The following is a 19,654-nucleotide window of genomic DNA, read 5'->3' as shown; positions in this document are numbered from 1 at the left end:
ACTGGCCCCGGATTGCATCCGGGCTACGCTGACAAACGAATTTTATTTTCGGAGCGCAAGGCGCTCCGGCTCTTTAACCCATGTGAGACCCGTCATGACCCTGAAGACCATCGAAGGTACCTTCATCGCCCCGCAGGGCAAATACGCCCTGGTGGTAGGCCGTTTCAACAGCTTCGTCGTCGAGAGCCTGGTCAGCGGCGCCATCGACGCCTTGGTGCGCCATGGCGTGCAGGAAAGCGACATCACCATCATCCGTGCGCCGGGTGCCTTCGAGATTCCGCTGGTCACCCAGAAGGTCGCCCAGCGTGGCGAATACGCGGCGATCATCGCCCTCGGTGCGGTCATTCGTGGCGGCACCCCGCACTTCGAATACGTGGCAGGCGAGTGCACCAAGGGCCTGGCCCAGGTTTCCATGGAATACGGCGTGCCGGTCGCGTTCGGCGTGCTGACCGTCGACTCCATCGAGCAAGCCATCGAGCGCTCCGGCACCAAGGCGGGTAACAAGGGTGCCGAAGCTGCGCTGTCTGCCCTGGAAATGGTCAGCCTGCTGGCGCAGTTGGAGGCCAAGTGAGCAACTCCGGTAACGGCCAGCCGGCCAAGAAGGGGCCCAGCGGCAAGATTCTCGCACGCCGTGAGGCCCGTACCCTGGCCATGCAGGCGCTGTATTCCTGGCACATTGCCGGGCAGCCGCTGAACGAGATCGAAGCGCAGTTTCGTGTCGACAACGATTTCAGCAAGGTCGATGGCGCTTACTTCCACGAAATTCTGCACGGCGTGCCGCGACAGAAGACCGAGCTGGACGAGGCCTTCACGCCGCTGCTCGATCGCCCGCTGGAAGAGATCGATCCGGTCGAGCTGGCCATCCTGCGCCTGTCCACCTACGAGCTGAAGAACCGCGTCGATGTGCCCTACAAGGTGGTGATCAACGAAGGTATCGAGCTGGCCAAGGTGTTCGGTGCCACTGACGGGCACAAGTTCGTCAACGGCATCCTCGACAAGCTCGCGCCCAAGCTGCGTGCGGCCGAAGTCAACGCCAACAAGCGGTGAATGAGTTCGAGCTGATCCGTCGCTATTTCGCCGCCGCCCGTTGCGCTCAGGGTGGTGACGGCGTGGTTCGCGGTATCGGCGATGACTGCGCCCTGCTGGCGTTGCCAGCGGGTGAGCAGTTGGCGGTGTCCACCGATACGCTGGTTGCCGGGGTGCACTTTCCCGACACCTGCGATGCCTTTCTTCTCGGTCAGCGTGCGCTGGCCGTCTCCGCCAGTGACCTGGCTGCCATGGGCGCTACGCCGCTCGCTTTTACTCTCGCGCTTACCTTGCCGAGCGCCAGTGAAACCTGGCTGGCCGAGTTCGCACGTGGCCTGCAACAGATGGCCGAGAACTGCTCGCTGGCGTTGGTCGGTGGCGACACCACGCGTGGCCCGCTGAGCTTGACGCTGACCGTGTTCGGCCGAGTGCCGAGCGGGCAGGCGCTGCTGCGCAGCGGCGCGCAAGTGGGCGATCTGCTTTGCGTGGGCGGCGCGCTGGGTGACGCCGCGGGCGCGCTGCCGCTGGTGCTGGGGCAGCGCGAGGCGGCGGCGGACATCAGCGAAGCCTTGCTGGCGCGCTACTGGTCGCCGCAACCGCAATTGGCTTTGGGGCAAGCGCTGCGTGGTCGCGCCACGGCCGCGCTGGATATTTCCGACGGCCTGTTGGCCGACTGCGGGCATATCGCCAAGGCTTCACAGGTCGCCCTTAAGATCGAACTGGAGCAAGTGCCGCTGTCTGCAGCGCTGCGCGCCTTTGCCGGTGAAGAGCAGGCGCGGGTCTGCGCGCTCGGTGGTGGCGATGACTACCGCCTGGCCTTTACCCTACCGCCAGCGTTGTTCGCCGACATTCAGCGTGACTGGCCTGACGTCAGGGTTGTCGGCCGTGTGCTGAACGGCACCGGGGTGCAACTGCTGGATGCCAACGGCCAGCCAATCGAGCCGCCGCGCGGCGGCTATCAACATTTCTGACAGGACGGAGTGCGTGTGACCGATCACCCCAACCAGGTTCCCGCCGAATACGTACCGCCCTCGGTGTGGCGCAATCCGTGGCACTTCATCGCCTTCGGCTTCGGTTCCGGCACGCTGCCCAAGGCGCCGGGTACCTGGGGCTCGCTGGTGGCGCTGCCGTTCGTGCCGCTGTGGCAGATGCTGCCGGACTGGGGCTACTGGCTGCTGCTCGGGGTCACCATGCTGTTCGGCTTCTGGCTGTGCGGTAAGGTCGCCGACGACCTGCGCGTGCACGACCATGAAGGCATCGTCTGGGACGAAATGGTCGGCATGTGGATCACCCTCTGGCTGGTGCCCGAGGGTTGGGTCTGGTTGCTGCTAGGCTTTCTCATGTTTCGTTTGTTCGACATCGTCAAGCCCTGGCCGATTCGCTGGATCGATCGCCACGTACACGGCGGTGTTGGCATCATGCTCGATGACATCATCGCCGGGGTCTTCGCCTGGTTGGCCATGCAGGGGCTGGTGTGGGGTTGGGATCGTTATGCAGCGCTGTTGGGCTTTTAGAGAGGCAAGCAAAGATGGCTGCGAGGCTGTTGGCATTGCTGCTGGCATGAGCGTAATCCTGACGGCGCATGCCGAACTGCAGCCGCCGGACGAGATTCAGGTGGCCAGCGAAGTCTGGGAAGGGCACACCAATGCCGACGGCCCGGGCATGGCCTGGGGTATCCTGCGTGAGGTGTTCGAGCCGGTCGGGGTGCGCTTGCATGTGCAGAGCGTGCCTTACACCCGTGCGGTAGGTCTGGTTCAGCGTGGCAGTGCCGATGCCTGGGTGGGTTCCTACCGCGATGAAATAGATGAAGGTGTGCTGTATCCGCGCTGGCATTACGACGGCGAGCGCGTCAGTGCACTCGGTCTGCGCGGCAAGCCGGCCCCCACGCTGGAGTCGCTCGGTGAGCTGCATCTGGCCTGGAAGCGCGGTTACGAATACCAGCGCTATCTGCCGAATGTGCGGCATTACCGGGAAGTTCGGCAGCATAGCGATATTCTTGGCATGCTTGATCAGGGGCATGCCGATTTCCATATCGACTCCCATTCGGAACTCGAGCTGCTGCTGGCGAATGTTGCGCGACGCGGCCGCTATCAGTTGGTCGAGCTGACCTGGTTGCCGCTTTACATCGGTTTTGCCGATAACGTCAGAGGGCGCGCCCTGGCCGAGCTGTTCGATCAGCGCATGGCGCTGCTGGTCAAGGCCGGGACGTTACGGCCAATCTTCGCGCGCTGGCAGCAGCCTTATCCCTTCGATTGAGCCGGGAGGCCGTCCTACATGCAGTTTCGTCACTGTCTCGCCGTGTTGGCGCTGTTGGGGTCGAGTGTTGTCTGCGCTGCTTCTCAGGTTCAGGTGGTTGGGCTGTTCCCCGGTGCCGCAGTGGTCAATGTCGATGGCCAGCGCAAGCTGGTGCGGGTCGGCCAGACCGGTCCGGGTGGGGTAGAGGTGGTCAGCGTCGACAAGCAGGGCGCGGTGCTGCGTGTCGAGGGTGTCGAGCGCGCCTATCCACTGAGTCGTGAATACAGTGCCGGTTTCGCCGAGCCGGTAAGGAAGCGTCTGAGCATCGCCAAGGGGCCAGGTGGTCACTACTGGATCACCGGTTCGGTCAACGGCCAAAGCGTGCCATTCCTAGTGGATACTGGTGCCACGTCGGTTGCTCTCAACGAAGCCCAGGCGCGCCGCCTAGGCATCGACTTTCGCGTCAGTGGGCAACCGCTCACGGTCAGCACGGCCAGTGGCACGGCGCGGGGCTGGCGGGTCCGCCTGGATCGGGTCAAGGTCGGCGATATCGAGGTGCTTGGTGTCGAGGCCGTGGTGTTGGAGGGTGGCGCGCCCGCCGAAGCATTGCTCGGCATGAGCTTCATGGGGCGGGTGGGCTGGCGCGAAGAACAAGGCATGCTGGTGCTCGAATCCAAGCTTTGAGGTTGCCATTGACCGTTTCGATACTGATGATCGGCAATTCTGACTGACCCGCCAGTGGGGGCTGCTGATACAATGCCGGCCCTGTTTCGTACTCATTGCCAGGAGCATCCGGTGTCCGTCGTGTTCGTCGCCGCCTCCCAACTGCCCACCCCCTTTGGCGTGTTCACCATGCATGGTTTCCTCGATGAGGCTACCGGCAAGGAACATGTCGCCCTGACCTTCGGCAACGTCGCCGACGGTGCACCAGTGCTCGGGCGTCTGCACTCCGAATGCCTGACCGGCGACGCGCTGTTCAGCCTGCGTTGCGACTGTGGTGCCCAACTGCAGGCTGCGCTGCAGGCCATCGCCAACGAAGGTCGCGGCGTGCTGCTGTATCTGCGTCAGGAGGGCCGGGGTATTGGTCTGCTGAACAAGATTCGCGCCTATGAACTGCAGGACGGCGGTGCCGATACCGTGGAAGCCAACGAGCGCCTGGGTTTCGGCGCCGACCAGCGTGATTACGCCATCTGCCTGCCGATGCTCGAGCATCTGGGCATCGACAGCCTCAAGCTGATGACCAATAACCCGCGCAAGGTCAAGGCGCTGGGCGACATGGGCATCGCCGTGGATCACCGTGTGCCGCTGCAGATTGCGCACAACCCCTACAACAAGCGCTACCTCGCCACCAAGGCCGGCAAGCTCGGTCATATGCTGGGCAATCAGCATCAGGGCGAGACCGAGGGCAGTCTGTGACCCGTGCTCAGGTCAAGCGCCGCCTGGCCCTGGCCTGGTGGCGTCAGCTGGCTGTGGCGCTGGCGCCTCTGTTCATGTTCAACCTGTTGTTCGGCGGAGGTAACGCCACGGTTCTGAGCATGCCGCTGTTCATTGCCGGCCTGGCCTCGATGTTCGTCAGCCTGCCGTTGTTCTCCGCCTACAAGCGCGCCCTGATCGCCACCGATAAGGCCCTCGACAGCGACGACGAACCAGCCGCCTGGCTGGAGCTGGATCGTGTGCGTTTGCGCGCCTTGCTCGGCGCGGCCCTGCCAGCCTGGATCGCCGCACTGGCCGTGCTGGTTGGCCTGGAGGCGATACCGCTGGTGCTGCTGGCGCTGTCCTCCATCGTTCTGCACAGCCTCTACCGCATACCTCGTCAACTCGGCTGAGATGCGTACGTGGCTGCTCGCCCTGTGCCTGTTGGCGCTGCCGTTGGCTGCCGCCGAACGGGTGATCAGCCTGGCGCCTTCGCTCAGCGAAATCATGCTCGACCTGGATGCTGCTGACCTGCTGGTCGGCGTGCTCGAAGGCGATGAGCGTCCCGCCGCGCTGGCGCACCTGCCCACTGTTGGTCGTTATGGTCAGCTGGAATTCGAGCGCCTGTTGCAGCTGGCGCCTGATCTGATCCTGATCGCACCTGGCAGCGTGCCGCCGGCGCAACAAGCGCAGTTGCAGCGTTTCGGTATCGACCTGTTGATCGTCGAGCCGCAGCGCCTTGACCAACTCGGCGAGGCCTTCGTGCGCATTGGCGAGCGAGTGGGCCGGACGGAGCAGAGCGAGCGGCTGGCGGCTGAGTTTCGCGCCGAACTGGACGCGCTGCGCCAGCGCTATCGGCGTGAGCAGCCCCTGACGGTGTTCTACCAAGTCTGGCACCAACCGCTCTACACCATCGGTGGTGAGCAACTGATCGGTGACGCCTTGCAGGTGTGTGGCGCACGCAACCTGTTCGATGACCTGCCGCAGCCGGCGCCTCAGGTCAGCGTCGAGGCGGTGCTGGCGCGTGACCCGGACGTGATACTCGGTGGCAGCAATGCCGAGCTGAGCGCCTGGCAGGCCTGGCCGCAGTTGCATGCGGTGCGCCGGGGGCAGGTATGGGCAGTGCCGGACAAGGGCCTGGAGCGGCCCAGCCGGCAGATACTGGGGGCTGTCGAGCGGTTGTGCGAGCTGATGAAGACTGCGCGATAGGCCTCCTGCGCGGTGCTTGATCGGGTAGGGCGGGTGCAACCCGCCAGCGCGATCAATGGCGGGTTGCACCCGCCCTACTAGCAACGTCAGCCGTTGTGCCTTAGAAGCGATAGCCGATGCTGAGCTGGACATCCTCGCGGGCGGCGGGGTACAGGCCCTTGTTGCCGGGCGTCCACTGGCTGTAGGTGGCGTAGCTGTCGTAGCGTTTGCCGGTGAGGTTGTTGACCCGCAGCTTGCCGACGAAGCCTTGCCGCTCGTAGCTCAGCGCCGCGTTGAACAGGGTGTGGCCGCCTTCGCGCGGGAGCTGCTGGGCGTCGTCGCTGGCGAGGTAGCGGGCACCGGTGTAGACCGCTTCGAGATAACCCGTGAGGCCCGGCAGTATCAGGTAGTTGAGGTTGGCGCTGGCGGTGTGGCGGGCCACCCAGGGCACTTCGTTGCCCCTGAAGCTGCCGGCGCGGTATTCGGAATCGGTGAAGCTGTACTGGCCGCCGATAGCCAGCCTGTCGCTCAACTGGCGGCGTGCTTCCAGCAGCAGGCCGTCGCGGCGGGTCTTGTCCAGGTTGATATTGGCGCCGGTGGCCAGCGGGTCCCAGGGCATGGGATTGGCGATGGCCGAGTCGTACATCAGTTCGTCGTTCAGGTCCAGGCGGTACAGGGTGGCCTGGTAGCTCTGGATCGCGTCGCGCCATTCGATGCCGCTTTCCCAGGAGCTGCCGGTCTGCGGCTTGAGGAAGGTCACGTCTGGCAGGACGAAGCCGTTTTCCTCGACGTTGGCCCAGCGCAGGACATCTTCGCGTTTGAGGAACAGGCGGGTCTGTTCGTTGGCCTGCCAGCTCAGGCCGATACTGCTGCTGCCTTCGCGGTCGTCGTGCCGGCGGTTGGCGGCATGGTCGCTATCTTCCACCTTGCTGCTGCGGTAGCCCAGGGTCAGGGTCAGATCGCTGCCCAGTTGCTGGCTGTATTGGCCGTACCAGTCCTTGAGGGTCTGCTCGGCATCGCTGCCCCAACTGGTCTGGTAATCGCTGACGATACGGTCGTGGCCCAGCAGCAGGGTGCTGCTGCCCAGCGGCGTGTCGAAGCGTCCGGTCAGACGCGGGCTGACGCTTTCGATGCGGGTGTCCTGGTCGTAACGCCCCACGCCGAAGCTGCCGACGCCGTCCTGGTCGCTGTGGCTGTAGTCGAGGTTGGCGGTCCAGATCGATCCCAGTTGCTGCTCGAGGGCCAGGCGGTGTACCTGGGTCTTGCTGTCGTTCCAGGCGCTGGAAACGCTCTGGCGACGATCCGCGCGGCGCTGAGCCAGGCTCAGGGCATCGGGGTAGAGCAGTTCGTCGTCGATGCTCTGGTATTCGTAGAGGGCGTGGCCGCTGTCGTGATCGTAACGCAGGCGGGTGAAGGCGCTGCTGTAGTTGGCATGGTTGTGGTCGCGGTAGTTGTCGCGGTTGCGTGTTTCGCCGCTGGCATAGAGTGAGAAGCCGGCGCCCAGGGGCTGGAAGATATGCCCGCGATAGGCCTCCAGGTCGTGACTGCCACGGCTGGCTTCCAGGTAGGCTTCGCGGCTTTGCGGCGTGCGCGTGACGATGTTGATGACGCCGCCGACCGCCTGGTCGCCATACAGCACGGTGCCGGCGCCACGGACGATCTCGATGCGCTCGATATTGGCCAGCGCCACGCTGTTCAGTGCCGGGCCGGACAGGTTTGGCTGGTTGAGGCGACGGCCATCGACCAGTACCAGGATGTTGTTTATGGCATTGTCACCGAAGCCGCGCAGGCTGATGACGGCGCGGTTGCCGTCGCCCATGATGTCGCGGATCTGCACGCCGGCCTGGCTGCGCAGCAGGTCGAGCAGCGAGGTGGCGGCGCTGTCGTCGATCTGTTGGCGGTCGATGACGGCGACGCTGGCCGGGGTGGTCTGCTGGATCGGTGTGGCGCGGGTGATTACCTGGGGTGGCAGTTCCAGAGCGCTTTCGCGGGCTTGATCGGTGGCGCCCAGGGTCAGGCTCGGCGCCAGGGCGATGGCCAGGGCAAGGCGGGACAGTTTCATTAATTATTTTTCCTCAAAGGTCGACAGACTTTCGAGGAGGGCAGGCGCAAGCGCGACGCAGGGCAGCGCTTGACGGTGCTGCCCTCCGCAACACCTGTCACAACGCACCAAGGCCGGTCTCCGGGCTGCCGACTCGCGCTGGTCTCACCTTCCCGGGCGCTTGCCCAGTGGTCTGTCGAGACAGCGTGCAATCGCGGGGATTGCGGTCGGTTTACCGTTGCGGGGGCAGCGCAGGTCTTTCACCTGCTTCCCGTTTAACGCCCAGAATCGGGCGAACCTCGGTACAGCAAAACGCCGCGCACCATAATGCGCGGGGGGCCAAAGCACAAGGCCGGGGCGGGCGTGGGAGCGGACTTGTCCGCGAAGCTTTTCCGCTCGTTTTATTCGCGGACAAGTCCGCTCCCACAGGGTTCTACAGCCGCGCCAGGCGCTCGCGCACCGCCGATTCGATGCCGGCCTCGTCGAGGCCGCACTCGGCGAGCATCTGGCTCGGCTTGGCGTGCTCGACGTAGTAGTCGGGCAGGCCCAGGTGCAGCATCGGCAGCTGGATGTTCTCGGCGACGAAGAATTCGCTGACCGCACTACCGGCGCCGCCCATGATGCTGTTTTCTTCGATGGTCACCAGCAGCTCGTGGCTGCCTGCCAGTTCGCGCAGCAGGGCTTCGTCCAGCGGTTTGACGAAGCGCATGTCGACCACCGTGGCATCCAGGGTTTCACCGACGCGCAGGGCTTCGGCCAGTTGCACGCCGAAGGCCAGCAGGGCGACGCCCTTGCCCTGGCGGCGCACCACCGCCTTGCCAATTTCCAGCGGCTCCAGGCCAGCATCGAGCGGCGCGTTGGGGCCGGTGCCGCGTGGATAGCGCACCGCCGCCGGGCCGTCGAACAGGTGGCCGGTGGTGAGCATGCGGCGCAGCTCGTTCTCGTCGCTCGGCGTCATCACCAGCATGCCGGGGATGCAGCGCAGGTAGGACAGGTCGAAGCTGCCTGCGTGAGTCGGGCCGTCTTCGCCGACCAGGCCGGCGCGGTCGATGGCGAACAGCACGTCGAGGTGCTGCACGGCGACGTCGTGGATCAACTGGTCATAGGCGCGCTGGAGGAAGGTGGAGTAGATCGCCACCACCGGCTTGGCACCTTCGCAGGCCATGCCGGCGGCCAGGGTCACGGCGTGCTGCTCGGCAATCGCCACGTCGAAGTAGCGCTCGGGGAAGCGCTCGCTGAACGCCACCAGATCCGAGCCTTCCTTCATCGCCGGGGTGATGCCAACCAGGCGGTTGTCAGCGGCGGCCATGTCGCACAGCCACTGACCGAATACGTTGGAGTATTTCGGGCCGCTTGGCTTCTTCGGAGCGGCTACCGGGGGCACCGGTTCCAGCTTGGTGATGGCGTGATAGCCGATGGGGTCAGCCTCGGCCGGGGCGAAACCCTTGCCCTTCTTGGTCACCACATGCAGGAACTGCGGGCCGTCGAGGTCGCGCATATTGCGCAGGGTGGCGAGCAGGGTCGGCAGGTCGTGGCCGTCGATGGGGCCAACGTAGTTCCAGCCCAGCTCCTCGAACAGGGTGCCGGGCACCAGCATGCCCTTGGCGTGTTCCTCGACCTTGCGCGCGATTTCCCAGGCGCCGGGCAGGCGCGAGAGGATCTTCTTGCTGCCCTCGCGCATGCTGGCGTAGGTGCGGCTGGAGATGATCTTGGCCAGGTAGTTGGACAGGCCGCCGACATTCTTGGAGATCGACATGTCGTTGTCGTTGAGGATCACCAGCATGTTGGCGCCGACGTCGGTGGCGTGATTCAGCGCCTCGAAGGCCATGCCGGCGGTCAGTGCGCCGTCGCCGATCACCGCCACGCTCTTGCGCTTCTCGCCCTTCAGGCGGGCGGCGATGGCCATGCCCAGCGCCGCGCTGATGCTGGTGCTGGAGTGGCCGACGCCGAAGGTGTCGTACTCGCTCTCGCTGCGGCGCGGGAAGGCGGCCAGGCCGTCCTTCTGGCGCAGACTGCCCATGCGCTCGCGACGACCGGTGAGGATCTTGTGCGGGTAGGCCTGGTGGCCGACGTCCCACACCAGGCGGTCATCGGGGGTGTCGAAGACGTAGTGCAGGGCGATGGTCAGCTCGATCACGCCGAGGCCGGCACCGAAGTGCCCGCCGCTCTGGCCAACGCTGTAGAGCAGGTATTGGCGCAGTTCGTCAGCGAGGGTTTCCAGGTCCGCTTCGGCCAGGCGGCGCAGTTCGTCCGGCGTGTTGGCGCTGTCGAGCAGCGGCGTCAACGGGCGCTCGCGGGGGATCTCGTGGAAAGTGGTCGGCATCAGGCGAATCGTTATAGGTGTAAAAGATGCGGCAGTTTACCTGATGCCAGGAAAACAGCCCAATCCGCTGACCACATCGGCGTTACCGGTAGTTTCGTGCGAGAAAATCCAGCAGCAGGGCGTTGACCCGCTCGCCGCATTCGGCCTGCAGCCAATGGCCGGCGCCGGGCAGGTCATGGCGTTCCAGGTGCGGCACCTTGTCGCCCATGCGTTTCAGCGTCGGCGCCTCGAAGCGGCCCACCGGATCATGCTCGCCGAGCAGGAATAGCGTTGGCTGCTCCACCTGAAGCTCGGCCAGGGCCTCGGTGCGTTGCCAGTTGCGCTCGAAGTTGCGGTACCAGTTCAGCGCGCCGCGAAAGCCGTGGCGCTCGAAGGTGCGCAGGTAGTGGGCGAACATCGCCTCGTTGCACCAGGGCGGCAGTGGCAGGTCATCCGGCATGCCATCGAACAGTCGCGCATCGGCTGGTTTGTCCGTTGCCAGCAGGGCATCGCCGAGGCCGCCGAGCAGCAGGCGCAGGCTGCGGCCGATGTCTTCGTCCAGCTCGGCCTCGGCCACGCCCGGTTGCTGGAAATACAGGATGTAGTGGAAACGCCCGGCGTAGGCCTCGCGCATCATCTCGATGGCCGGGCGTTTCGGCCGGCCGCCGAAGGGCACCGACAGCGCGCCGAGCGCCTTGACCCGCTGCGGCTCCAGTAGCGCCAGGTACCAGGCCACCGGCGCGCCCCAGTCGTGGCCGACCACCGCCACCTCGCGCTGGCCGAGCTTGTCCATCGCCGCCTGGATATCGCCGCACAGGGTGAGCAGGTCATAGGCCGCCGGATCGACCGGCGCGCTGCTGGCGCCGTAGCCACGCATTTCCGGGGCGAACACCCGATAGCCAGCGGCGGCCAGAGCCTCGATCTGTGGATGCCAGGCGTACCAGCATTCCGGGAAACCATGCAGCAGCCACACCGGCTTGCCGTGCTCGAGCCCGGCGCTGTACAGGCTCAGTTCGATGCCGTTAACGGCGAGCAGGCGATGGTCGATGTGCATGGATAATTCCTTGGCTATGTCTGAGTTAAGTGTTGGGGGGGTAAAGGGCCGTAGGGTGGGCCGGGCGGCGCTCCCTACAAGGCTCCGAACCTTCCCCGGAACTGCTTGGCAACAGCTAACGCGGATATAGCCAATTCCTTACCAGGTGTCGACGAAGGGACGTTTCTTGCCGTCGCGCCGGGTCGGACGCGGCGCCGCATTGAGGCCGCGTCCAGCCAGCGCAACGGCCTGGTCGGCCTTGCGTGTGTGCAGGCAGGTTCCGTCATCTTCGGCATATACCGCCACGCTGCGAATACCGAGGTCGGCGCAGGCCTGGGCGATACGGATGGCGATCTCGCCGCGGTTGGCGATCGGTAGGGCGGGGAAGGGCATGGCGGCTCCGGACGTCATGTCGTTATGGAGCCATCTTAGGAGGCTGGTCGCAGGGGTAAAGCAAGCCTTATGCGGCGATCATGCGGTCATAGATGACAATGATGGAGTGGGGCGGCTATCGCGGCTGAAGCCGCTCCCACAACAGCGGCCTAGTTGCGTCGTTCGACGATGTAGCGCGCCAGCTCGCGCAGCGGTTCGGCGCTGTTGCCGAACGGGCACAGCACGTGCAGGGCCTGGTCGCGCAGTTCCAGTGCGTAGTCCTTGGCGGCGTCGAGGCCAAGCAGGGCGGGGTAGGTGGGCTTGTCGTGGGCTTCGTCCTTGCCCTGCGTCTTGCCCAGGGTGGCGGTGTCGCTCTCCACGTCGAGGATGTCGTCCTGTACCTGGAAGGCCAGGCCGATGGCGCGGGCGTATTGCAACAGGGCCTTGTGCGCGAGCTCGTCGATGTTGCCACTGGCCAGGGCGCCGAGCGCCACGCTGGCTTCGATCAGCGCGCCGGTCTTGTGCCGGTGCATCACTTCCAGCGCCTGCTGGTCGAGCCTCCGGCCGACCGAGCCAAGGTCGATGGCCTGACCGCCGACCATGCCGGCCGGGCCTGCAGCCTGGCTCAGCAACTCGATCATCTGCAGGCGCGTCTCGGCATCCTGCGGATTGCGCCGGTGGTCGGCGAGCACTTCGAAGGCCAGGCTTTGCAGACCATCGCCAGCAAGGATGGCACTGGCTTCGTCGAAGGCCTTGTGGGTGGTCGGCTGACCGCGACGCAGGTCGTCGTCGTCCATCGCCGGCAGATCGTCGTGCACCAGCGAGTAGGCATGGATCAGCTCCACCGCACAGGCAGCGCCATCGGCACGTTCGAGATCACCTTCGAGAGCCTCGCAAGCGGCATAGACCAGCAGCGGGCGCACGCGCTTGCCGCCGTTCATCACGCTGTAGCGCATGGCCTGGTAGAGGCGCTCGAGTTCTGCGCGCGGTGCTTGGAACAGCTGTTCCAGAGCGGTATCGACGCGACTCTGGCAGCGCTTCTGATACGCCGCAATCATGCGGGCTCGTCCGTATCGAAGGGGGTGGGCTGCAACTCACCATCGCGCTCGAGCAGTATCTGCACCTTCTGCTCGGCCTGAGCCAGCGCGGCCTGGCATTCGCGGGTCAGGCCGATGCCCTGCTCGAAGGCGGTCAGGGAGTCTTCCAGCGACAGCTCGCCGCTCTCCAGGCGCTCGACCAGCGTCTGCAGTTCGGCGAGGGAGTGTTCGAAGTCGGGGGCGGCTTTCTTGCGGGCCATGGTGGCTGGTCTCGGGAAGCGTAGAATCGGGCGCGACACTAGCAGAGGCGCGCTTCTCGGGCAAATCAGCGGGTTTTGGAGGCGCAGAGCCGCGCGCCTGGGGAATGTCGATTCAACGCGATCGTTCGTAGGAGCCCCGCCTCGGGGCGAAGCTTTTCAAATTCGCGGCGCCTTGATTCGCGGCGGGGCGCCGCTCCTACACATTCGATACGTCGACGCCTGACTGAGTGGCATCAGGCGTGCTCGGACACTGTCCGGTCTATTTTTCGCAGGGCTGGTTTTTACGCGGAGAAGTAGGTGCTCCAGAAGTAGTACAGGGTCATCGTGCTGCCGACCAGGATGACGAAGCTGCGCAGCAGTGCCGGCGGCAGCTTCTCGCCCAGTGCACCACCGGCATAACCGCCGATGGTGGCACCGGTGAGCAGGATCGCTAGCTCGTACCAGCTGACCCGGCCGGCGATCACGAAGGTCAGCGTGGCGATGCTGTAGATCACTGCCGAGATCAGGTTTTTCAGTGCGTTGGCGCGGGCCAGCGGGTGGCCTTCGATGGAAAACGCGGCCAGCTGCAGGATGCCCATACCGGCGCCGAAGTAACCGCCGTAGATCGAAACGCCGATATGCGCGCCCAGCGACAGTGGCGTATGCGGCGGATGTGCGGATGCCTTGTTCTTGCGCCGCTCGGCCAGCCAGCGACCCAGCCATGGGCTGGCAGCGAACAGTGCGGTGGCGGCCAGCAACAGCCAGGGGATCAGCACGCGGAACACGTCGTCGCCCCCGGCCAGTAGCAACAGGCCGCCGAGCAGGCCACCGGCCAGACCGGCCAGAAGCAGCGGAAGCAGGTAGCGGCCCAACGGCCGCAATGAGGCGCGCGCGGCCCAGGCACCGGCCAGGCTGGCCGGCCACAGGGCCACGGCGTTGGTGGCGTTGGCCGTTACCGGCGGCAGGCCGGCGGCGAGCAGGGCGGGGAAGGAGAAAAAGGTGCCGCCGCCAGCCAGGGCATTCATGCCCCCAGCGGCGAAACCGGCGAGGGCCAACAGCAGCAGATCGAACAGAGTCATTGGGCAGGCTCGCACAAAAAAGGTGCAGCATAGAGCTGACCCTTCGGTCAGCCAAGTGCGACTAAAGTGACGAACCTGCCAATTGTCGTCTGTGCCAGGCCTATGCTTTGCGGCATCATCGCAGCACCTGTATTCGGTACCCGCGATGAATATCGACACCCGTATCAAATTCCGTCACCTGCTGTGCTTTCTCGAGATCGCCCGCCAGCGCAGTTTCGCCAAGGCGGCCGATGCCCTGGCGGTCAGCCAGCCAGCGATTTCCAAGACGCTCAAGGAGCTGGAGGAAATCCTCGAGGCCAGTCTGTTCGAGCGGGGCAGGAACGGGGTGAGTCTGACCGCTGCCGGGGTGGCCTTCATGCGTTACGCCGGCCCCTGCGTGCAGGCGCTGCGGGATGGCGTGAATAGCCTGCGCGAAGGCGAGCACGAGGCTGGGCAGGTGCGCGTGGGCGTGCTCTCTACCGTCGAGAGCCTGCTGATTCCCGAGGTGGTGCGGCGCCTGCATCAGCGTCACTCGGCGCTGGTGGTCAGCGTTGCCATTGGGCCGGGCACCTACCTGCTCGGTCAGTTGCGCGTCGGCGAGCTGGACCTGGTGGTCGGGCGCATGACCGACAGCCCGGATATCCAGGGCCTGACGTTCGAGCACCTGTACAGTGAGTCGATGACCCTGGTGGTACGCCCGAGGCATCCGTTGCTGGCTGCCGGAGAGGATGCGTTGGGGCGGTTGGGTGATTACCCATTGGTATTGCCGACCACCGGCACCACCATCCGCAAGCATGCCGACAGCCTGTTCGTGCAGTGTGGGCTGACGCCTTCGCGGCAGCGTCTGGAAACCCTCTCGCCGGCCTTGAGTCGGCGCTACGTCCTGTGCAGCGATGCGCTGTGGGTGGCGCCGCAGGACGCTGTATGCCTGGACGTACAGCGTGGCGAGTTGGTCGAGTTGCAACTGCCGGTGCGTGAGCCTGGTGGCTCGGTGGGCATCTGCCGTAACAGTGCGCTGGGTCTGTCACTGGTGGGGGAGCGCTTCTGCGATGTGCTGCGCGAGGTGGCGCAAGCCTACCGCGAGGGCGCTTTTCCATAACCATTTGGTTATGTTTTGACGGCGTCTTTTCAATGTTCATCTAGGCAGGTTTGGCTGAGACTGCGCCAACTCCCTGGGGAACCTGCGCCCTGGGAAAACTCCACAATAGCCATAACAGGAGTGCACCATGCCTGCCGAGGACAACCGCCGCTTTGCCATTCGCGACCGCAACTGGCATCCGAAAGCCTTCACCCCCGATTATAAGACTTCCATCGCCCGTTCACCGCGCCAGGCGCTGGTGAGCATTCCGCAGTCGATTTCCGAGACCACCGGCCCGGACTTCTCGCACCTGAAGTTCGCCGAGCACGACAACGATTTGCTGCTCAACTTCAACAACGGTGGGCTGCCCATCGGCGAGCGCATCATCGTCTCCGGCCGGGTCATGGACCAGTACGGCAAGCCGATCCCGCATACCCTGGTGGAGATGTGGCAGGCCAACGCCGGCGGCCGCTACCGCCACAAGAACGACCGCTATCTGGCGCCGCTCGATCCCAACTTCGGTGGTGTCGGCCGCGCGCTGACTGACAGCGAAGGCCGCTACATCTTCCGCACCATCAAGCCCGGCCCCTATCCGTGGCGCAACAACCCCAACGACTGGCGCCCGGCGCATATCCACTTTTCGCTCAATGGCCCATCGATCTCCACGCGCCTGATCACCCAGTTGTATTTCGAGGGTGACCCGTTGATTCCGCTGTGCCCGATCGTCAAGGCGATCGCCAACCCGGACGCAGTGCAGACGCTGATCGCCAAGCTGGATATGAGCACGGCCAATCCGATGGATTGCCTGGCCTACCGCTTCGACATCGTGCTGCGCGGCCAGCGCCAGACCCATTTCGAGAATCGTTAAGGAGGGATGACCATGCCTGTTGAATTGTTGCCGGAAACCCCTTCGCAAACCGCCGGCCCTTACGTGCACATCGGCCTGGCCCTGGCCGCTGCCGGCAACCCGACCCGTGAGCAGGAAATCTGGAACCAGATGGCGGGGCCCGACGCGCCCGGCGAGCACATCGTGCTGGTTGGCCACGTCTATGACGGCAACGGCCACCTGGTGCGCGACGCCTTCCTCGAACTCTGGCAGGCCGACCACCAGGGCCACTACGACGAGGATTACGACCAGTCCAAAGCGTTCAATGGCTTTGGTCGCACTGCCACCACCTTCGATGCTGGCAGCGAATGGTTCGCCTACACGGTCAAACCGGGCGTGGTGCACAACGCCGCCGGCGTGCCGATGGCGCCGCACGTCAACGTCGCGCTGTTCGCCCGTGGCATCAACATCCACCTCAATACTCGCCTGTATTTCGAGGACGAGGCAGAGGCCAACGCCAAGGATCCGGTGCTCAATCTGATCGAGCAGCCGCAGCGCCGCGAAACGCTGATCGCCAAGCGCTGCGAAGTCGATGGCAAGCCGGCCTATCGCTTCGATATCCGCATTCAGGGTGAGGGCGAGACGGTCTTCTTTGACTTCTGATTTGTGCTCGCAGGCCGCGCGCTTCATCGAGGCGCGTGGCCTGCATCTGGACGATGCCCAGCAACGGATGCTAGGCCGCCTGGCCGATTGGCTGCAGGCACGCCTGCGGCCGTCTGGCTGGCGGCGTCGGCCTGCGGCTGGCGCCTACCTGTGGGGCGGTGTCGGGCGTGGCAAGAGCCTGGTGCTGGAGGCGCTGTTTCAGGCTGCACCCTGTCAGGCCAAGCGCCGCGTGCATGTTCATGCGTTCCTGCAGGAAGTGCAGCAACGCATGCTGCGCCATACCGGGCAAACCGACCCGTTGCAGCGCGTAGCCGACGAACTGGCCAACGAAGCCCGGCTGCTGTTTCTCGACGAATTTCACGTACACGACATTGGTGATGCGATCCTGCTCGGGCGCCTGCTGCAGCCGTTGATCGAGCGCGACTGTATCCTCCTGTTCAGCTCCAACTACGCCCCGTCACAGTTGTGCCCCAACCCGCTGTATCACAGCCGTTTCAAGCCGTTCGCCGACCTGTTGCAGCGCCGCTGCCTGGTGCTGCAGATGGATGCCGGCCCCGACTATCGTGCCCGCAGCACACAGCACTGGGGGCTTTACCTGCAAGGTCCGGCCAGGCTGCTGGAGGCGCGCCTGGCGTACCTGCCGGTCACGTCGCAGCTGCTTGTGCAGCGCCGTACTCTGACACTGCGCGGCATGGACGAGCGAACGATCTGGCTGGATTTCTCCGTACTGTGCCGGCAGCCGCTGGCCAGCAGTGATTACCTGCAGCTATGCCAGCGCTTCGCGCACATCGCCATCGGCGAGTTGCCCGCACTGGGGCGTTGTACGCTGGACGAGCAGCAGCGCCTGATCAACTTCGTCGACATCGCCTACGACAGCGGCTGCGAGCTTTGGCTGCAGGGGCCGCACAGCCTCGAGACGCTGTGCGCCGATGTCGGTCATGGCGACTTTTCTCGCACCCGCAGTCGCCTGGCGCAGCTGCGCCAGGCGCCCATGGAGAGCCTGGCATGCTAGCGGTTCTGAGCATTACCGCACCGATCTTCATCCTCATCGGCCTGGGCTTCTTCTCGGCCCGAATCGCGCTGGTCAACCGTGACCAGGTGCGTGGTATGGGTACCTTCGTCATCTACTTCGCGCTGCCTTCGCTGGTGTTCAAGGCGCTGGCCGAGCGCAGCCTGAGCGAGGTGCTCAACGGCCCCTACCTGGCCGCCTATGCCATGGCGTCGCTGAGCCTGTTCGGCATCGGTCTACTGCTGGCGCGGCGTTGGCGCGGGCAGGGCCTTTCCAGCAGCGCGATCCTGGCCATGGGCATGGCCGTGCCCAACAGCGGTTTCGTCGGTTACCCCATCGCGGTGATGGTGATCGGCCCCACGGCAGCGCTGGCCATGGCGCTGGGCATGCTGGTGGAGAACCTGCTGATGATTCCGCTGGCACTGGCCATCGCCGAAGCGGGTCGGCAGAACGGACAGGGCTGGACGGTGGTGCGTGAAACGGCGCTGCGCCTGCTGCGCAATCCGTTGATCATCGCCATCGTGCTGGGGCTGGGCATGTCGCTGCTGGAACTGCGCCTGCCAGTGGTGCCGGCACGGGTCATCGAGATGCTGGCCGCGGCCTCGGCACCGGTGGCGCTGTTCGTCATCGGCGCCACGCTCAACGGCATGAAGGCCGGCGGTATGGCGGCGGATCTGGCACAGACCTCCATCGGCAAACTGATTCTGCATCCGCTGCTGATGTTTGCTGCGCTGAGCCTGGTGCCGGGCATCGATCCGCTGCTGATGGTCGCCGGTGTGCTGTTCGCCAGCGCACCGATGTTGAGCGTGTTCCCCATCCTCGGCCAACGCTTCGGCCTGGAAGAACGCTGCGCCGCCGCGCTGGTGGGGTGCACGGTGCTGGCCTTCTTCAGCATCAGCGGTCTGCTTGCGCTGTTGCGTTGGCAAGGCTTGCTGCCGGGCTGAGGCTGGCTACGAACTGTGGGAGGCGCTTCAGCGGCGAGAATCATCGACAGCGGTCGCGGCTGAAGCGCCTGCCACAGGGGCGCTCATCGTTCGGCACTATTTGCGATTACCGCACGACAGTTCGATAATCGCCTGGCACCGTCGACCGCCCCGGAGGTTCCATGAGCGATACCCGTCCGCCCCTGTCCAGTCTTGCACCGCCGCCCTACGTATCGCCGGCCAAGCGCATCGAGGAGTTCGCTGGCGACCCCAACTTCATGACCTCCCTGGCCCGTGGCCTGGCGGTGATCAACGCGTTCCAGGAGCGCAAACGCCACCTAACCATCGCGCAGATCAGCCACCGCACCGAGATTCCTCGTGCTGCCGTGCGCCGCTGTCTCTACAGCCTGATGAAGCTGGGCTACGTCACCACCGACGGGCGCACCTATTCACTGCTGCCCAAGGTGCTGACCCTGGGCCACGCCTACCTGTCGTCGACGCCGCTGGCGGTGTCCGCCCAGCCCTATCTCGACCGCTTGAGCGAGCAGTTGCACGAGGCCTGCAACCTGGCCACTCTGGAAGGCGAGCAGGTGCTCTACATCGCCCGCTCGGCGATTCCGCAGCGGCTGATCTCGGTGGATCTCAGCGTCGGCAGCCGCCTGCCGGCCTACTGCACATCGATGGGGCGCATCCTGCTCGCCGCGCTGGACGACGACCAACTGCAGGACTACCTGGCCCACGCCGAGCTGCAGCCCAAGACCAGTCGCACCCTGCACACGCCCGAGGCGCTGTGGGAGTGCCTGCAGCGCGTGCGCCACCAGGGCTGGTGCATCGTCGACCAGGAGCTGGAGCAGGGCCTGCGCTCGCTGGCGGTGCCGGTGTACGACTCGGCCGGCCACGTGTTGGCGGCGATGAACGTCAGCACCCACGCCGGCCGCGTGCCGGTCAGCGAGCTGGAGAAGCGCTACCTGCCGCTAATGCTCAGCGCCAGCCGCGAGCTCAGTAGCCAGTTGTTCCGGCCGGCCTGAGCGGCCGCCTCGACGCTTGTTCGTAGGAGCCGCGCCCCGCGGCGAAAGCGATCGAGCAGACAACGCAGAACGACAAGGCTTCGCCTCGGGGCGGGGCTTCTACGAAGACTGCCGGTGTCGCCGGCCTATTGCGTCAGTTCACGAAAGCGGGCGGTAATCGCCCGCGGCGATATTCGTCCAAGG

At 65.2% G+C, this 19,654-nt stretch carries 21 protein-coding genes, 1 pseudogene and 1 riboswitch; of the genes and pseudogenes, 15 read left to right on the top strand and 7 right to left on the bottom strand.

The genetic code is table 11. The annotated features are described in order from the left end of the window. The first annotated feature begins 94 nt into the window (after positions 1-94). The 9 genes from ribH (at position 95) to PSOLE_RS04320 (ending at position 5,883) form a co-directional block, all read left to right on the top strand. Positions 95-571: a 6,7-dimethyl-8-ribityllumazine synthase gene (ribH, locus tag PSOLE_RS04360; RefSeq protein ID WP_074858119.1), complete on the top strand. Its 477-nt coding sequence runs from the start codon at positions 95-97 to the stop codon at positions 569-571. Beyond that, entirely contained in the window at positions 568-1,047 is a 480-nt protein-coding gene (gene nusB, locus PSOLE_RS04355) for a transcription antitermination factor NusB (protein WP_003463208.1), read from the top strand. Before ribH ends, nusB begins: the two co-directional genes overlap by 4 nt. Beyond that, positions 1,044-1,997, top strand: a complete 954-nt coding sequence (gene thiL, locus PSOLE_RS04350) for a thiamine-phosphate kinase (RefSeq protein ID WP_074858122.1) — start codon at positions 1,044-1,046, stop codon at positions 1,995-1,997. Before nusB ends, thiL begins: the two co-directional genes overlap by 4 nt. Before the next feature lie 15 nt (positions 1,998-2,012). Continuing rightward, positions 2,013-2,540: a phosphatidylglycerophosphatase A family protein gene (locus PSOLE_RS04345; RefSeq protein WP_074858125.1), complete on the top strand. Its 528-nt coding sequence runs from the start codon at positions 2,013-2,015 to the stop codon at positions 2,538-2,540. Between the two features lie 46 nt (positions 2,541-2,586). Further along, entirely contained in the window at positions 2,587-3,282 is a 696-nt protein-coding gene (locus PSOLE_RS04340; protein WP_244597219.1) for a substrate-binding periplasmic protein, read from the top strand. Between the two features lie 18 nt (positions 3,283-3,300). Then, entirely contained in the window at positions 3,301-3,945 is a 645-nt protein-coding gene (locus PSOLE_RS04335) for a TIGR02281 family clan AA aspartic protease (RefSeq protein ID WP_003463199.1), read from the top strand. Between the two features lie 111 nt (positions 3,946-4,056). Further along, a complete protein-coding gene (gene ribA, locus PSOLE_RS04330; protein WP_074858131.1) occupies positions 4,057-4,677 on the top strand; it encodes a GTP cyclohydrolase II in 621 nt (206 codons plus the stop codon). Further along, positions 4,674-5,087, top strand: coding sequence for an MFS transporter (locus PSOLE_RS04325; RefSeq protein WP_074858134.1), 414 nt, complete (start codon positions 4,674-4,676; stop codon positions 5,085-5,087). The genes ribA and PSOLE_RS04325 overlap by 4 nt, the downstream gene beginning before the upstream one ends. Before the next feature lies 1 nt (position 5,088). After that, positions 5,089-5,883, top strand: a complete 795-nt coding sequence (locus tag PSOLE_RS04320) for a cobalamin-binding protein (protein WP_074858136.1) — start codon at positions 5,089-5,091, stop codon at positions 5,881-5,883. A gap of 100 nt (positions 5,884-5,983) precedes the next feature. Here PSOLE_RS04320 and PSOLE_RS04315 read toward each other — a convergent pair whose 3' ends face one another. From PSOLE_RS04315 to PSOLE_RS04280, 7 genes and pseudogenes are all read right to left on the bottom strand, one after another. Further along, positions 5,984-7,924 (bottom strand): TonB-dependent receptor, encoded by a 1,941-nt coding sequence (locus PSOLE_RS04315; RefSeq protein ID WP_074858139.1) that lies wholly within the window; start codon positions 7,922-7,924, stop codon positions 5,984-5,986. Positions 7,925-8,018: 94 nt separating this feature from the next. After that, positions 8,019-8,220: riboswitch (cobalamin riboswitch) on the bottom strand. Between the two features lie 116 nt (positions 8,221-8,336). Continuing rightward, on the bottom strand, positions 8,337-10,226 hold the full coding sequence (gene dxs / locus PSOLE_RS04310; RefSeq protein WP_074858142.1) for a 1-deoxy-D-xylulose-5-phosphate synthase: 1,890 nt from the start codon (positions 10,224-10,226) through the stop codon (positions 8,337-8,339). An 82-nt stretch (positions 10,227-10,308) separates the two neighbouring features. Next, positions 10,309-11,259, bottom strand: coding sequence for an alpha/beta fold hydrolase (locus PSOLE_RS04305; protein ID WP_074858145.1), 951 nt, complete (start codon positions 11,257-11,259; stop codon positions 10,309-10,311). Positions 11,260-11,454: 195 nt separating this feature from the next. Next, positions 11,455-11,631 (bottom strand): annotated as a pseudogene (locus PSOLE_RS04300) (biotin carboxylase N-terminal domain-containing protein); the annotation flags it as partial. A gap of 149 nt (positions 11,632-11,780) precedes the next feature. Further along, positions 11,781-12,668 (bottom strand): polyprenyl synthetase family protein, encoded by an 888-nt coding sequence (locus PSOLE_RS04295; protein ID WP_074858147.1) that lies wholly within the window; start codon positions 12,666-12,668, stop codon positions 11,781-11,783. Beyond that, positions 12,665-12,907, bottom strand: a complete 243-nt coding sequence (locus tag PSOLE_RS04290; protein ID WP_074858150.1) for an exodeoxyribonuclease VII small subunit — start codon at positions 12,905-12,907, stop codon at positions 12,665-12,667. The genes PSOLE_RS04295 and PSOLE_RS04290 overlap by 4 nt, the downstream gene beginning before the upstream one ends. A 281-nt stretch (positions 12,908-13,188) precedes the next feature. Next, on the bottom strand, positions 13,189-13,965 hold the full coding sequence (locus tag PSOLE_RS04280; protein WP_074858156.1) for a sulfite exporter TauE/SafE family protein: 777 nt from the start codon (positions 13,963-13,965) through the stop codon (positions 13,189-13,191). A gap of 145 nt (positions 13,966-14,110) precedes the next feature. Between PSOLE_RS04280 and pcaQ the strand changes: the two genes are divergently transcribed. The 6 genes from pcaQ to PSOLE_RS04250 all read left to right on the top strand — a co-directional run bounded on the left by pcaQ (position 14,111) and on the right by PSOLE_RS04250 (position 19,471). Beyond that, positions 14,111-15,043 carry a pca operon transcription factor PcaQ gene (gene pcaQ / locus PSOLE_RS04275; protein ID WP_074858158.1) on the top strand — a complete coding sequence of 311 codons (933 nt, stop codon included), beginning with the start codon at positions 14,111-14,113 and terminating at the stop codon, positions 15,041-15,043. A 127-nt stretch (positions 15,044-15,170) separates the two neighbouring features. Beyond that, on the top strand, positions 15,171-15,890 hold the full coding sequence (pcaH, locus tag PSOLE_RS04270) for a protocatechuate 3,4-dioxygenase subunit beta (RefSeq protein ID WP_074858161.1): 720 nt from the start codon (positions 15,171-15,173) through the stop codon (positions 15,888-15,890). 12 nt (positions 15,891-15,902) lie between these two features. Further along, the gene (pcaG, locus tag PSOLE_RS04265; RefSeq protein ID WP_074858163.1) at positions 15,903-16,511 is read left to right on the top strand and encodes a protocatechuate 3,4-dioxygenase subunit alpha; all 609 of its coding nucleotides are present in this window, start codon (positions 15,903-15,905) and stop codon (positions 16,509-16,511) included. After that, positions 16,501-17,523, top strand: a complete 1,023-nt coding sequence (gene zapE, locus PSOLE_RS04260; RefSeq protein WP_074858165.1) for a cell division protein ZapE — start codon at positions 16,501-16,503, stop codon at positions 17,521-17,523. The genes pcaG and zapE overlap by 11 nt, the downstream gene beginning before the upstream one ends. Further along, positions 17,517-18,464, top strand: a complete 948-nt coding sequence (locus PSOLE_RS04255; RefSeq protein WP_074858168.1) for an AEC family transporter — start codon at positions 17,517-17,519, stop codon at positions 18,462-18,464. Before zapE ends, PSOLE_RS04255 begins: the two co-directional genes overlap by 7 nt. Before the next feature lie 161 nt (positions 18,465-18,625). Next, positions 18,626-19,471, top strand: a complete 846-nt coding sequence (locus PSOLE_RS04250) for an IclR family transcriptional regulator (protein WP_055987375.1) — start codon at positions 18,626-18,628, stop codon at positions 19,469-19,471. The last annotated feature ends 183 nt before the right edge of the window (positions 19,472-19,654 follow it).

This window comes from Pseudomonas oleovorans subsp. oleovorans (genome assembly GCF_002197815.1).
GTDB lineage: Bacteria > Pseudomonadota > Gammaproteobacteria > Pseudomonadales > Pseudomonadaceae > Aquipseudomonas > Aquipseudomonas oleovorans.
The sequence above is the reverse complement of the archived record's forward strand: the minus strand, read 5'-3'. Positions and strand labels throughout refer to the sequence as shown.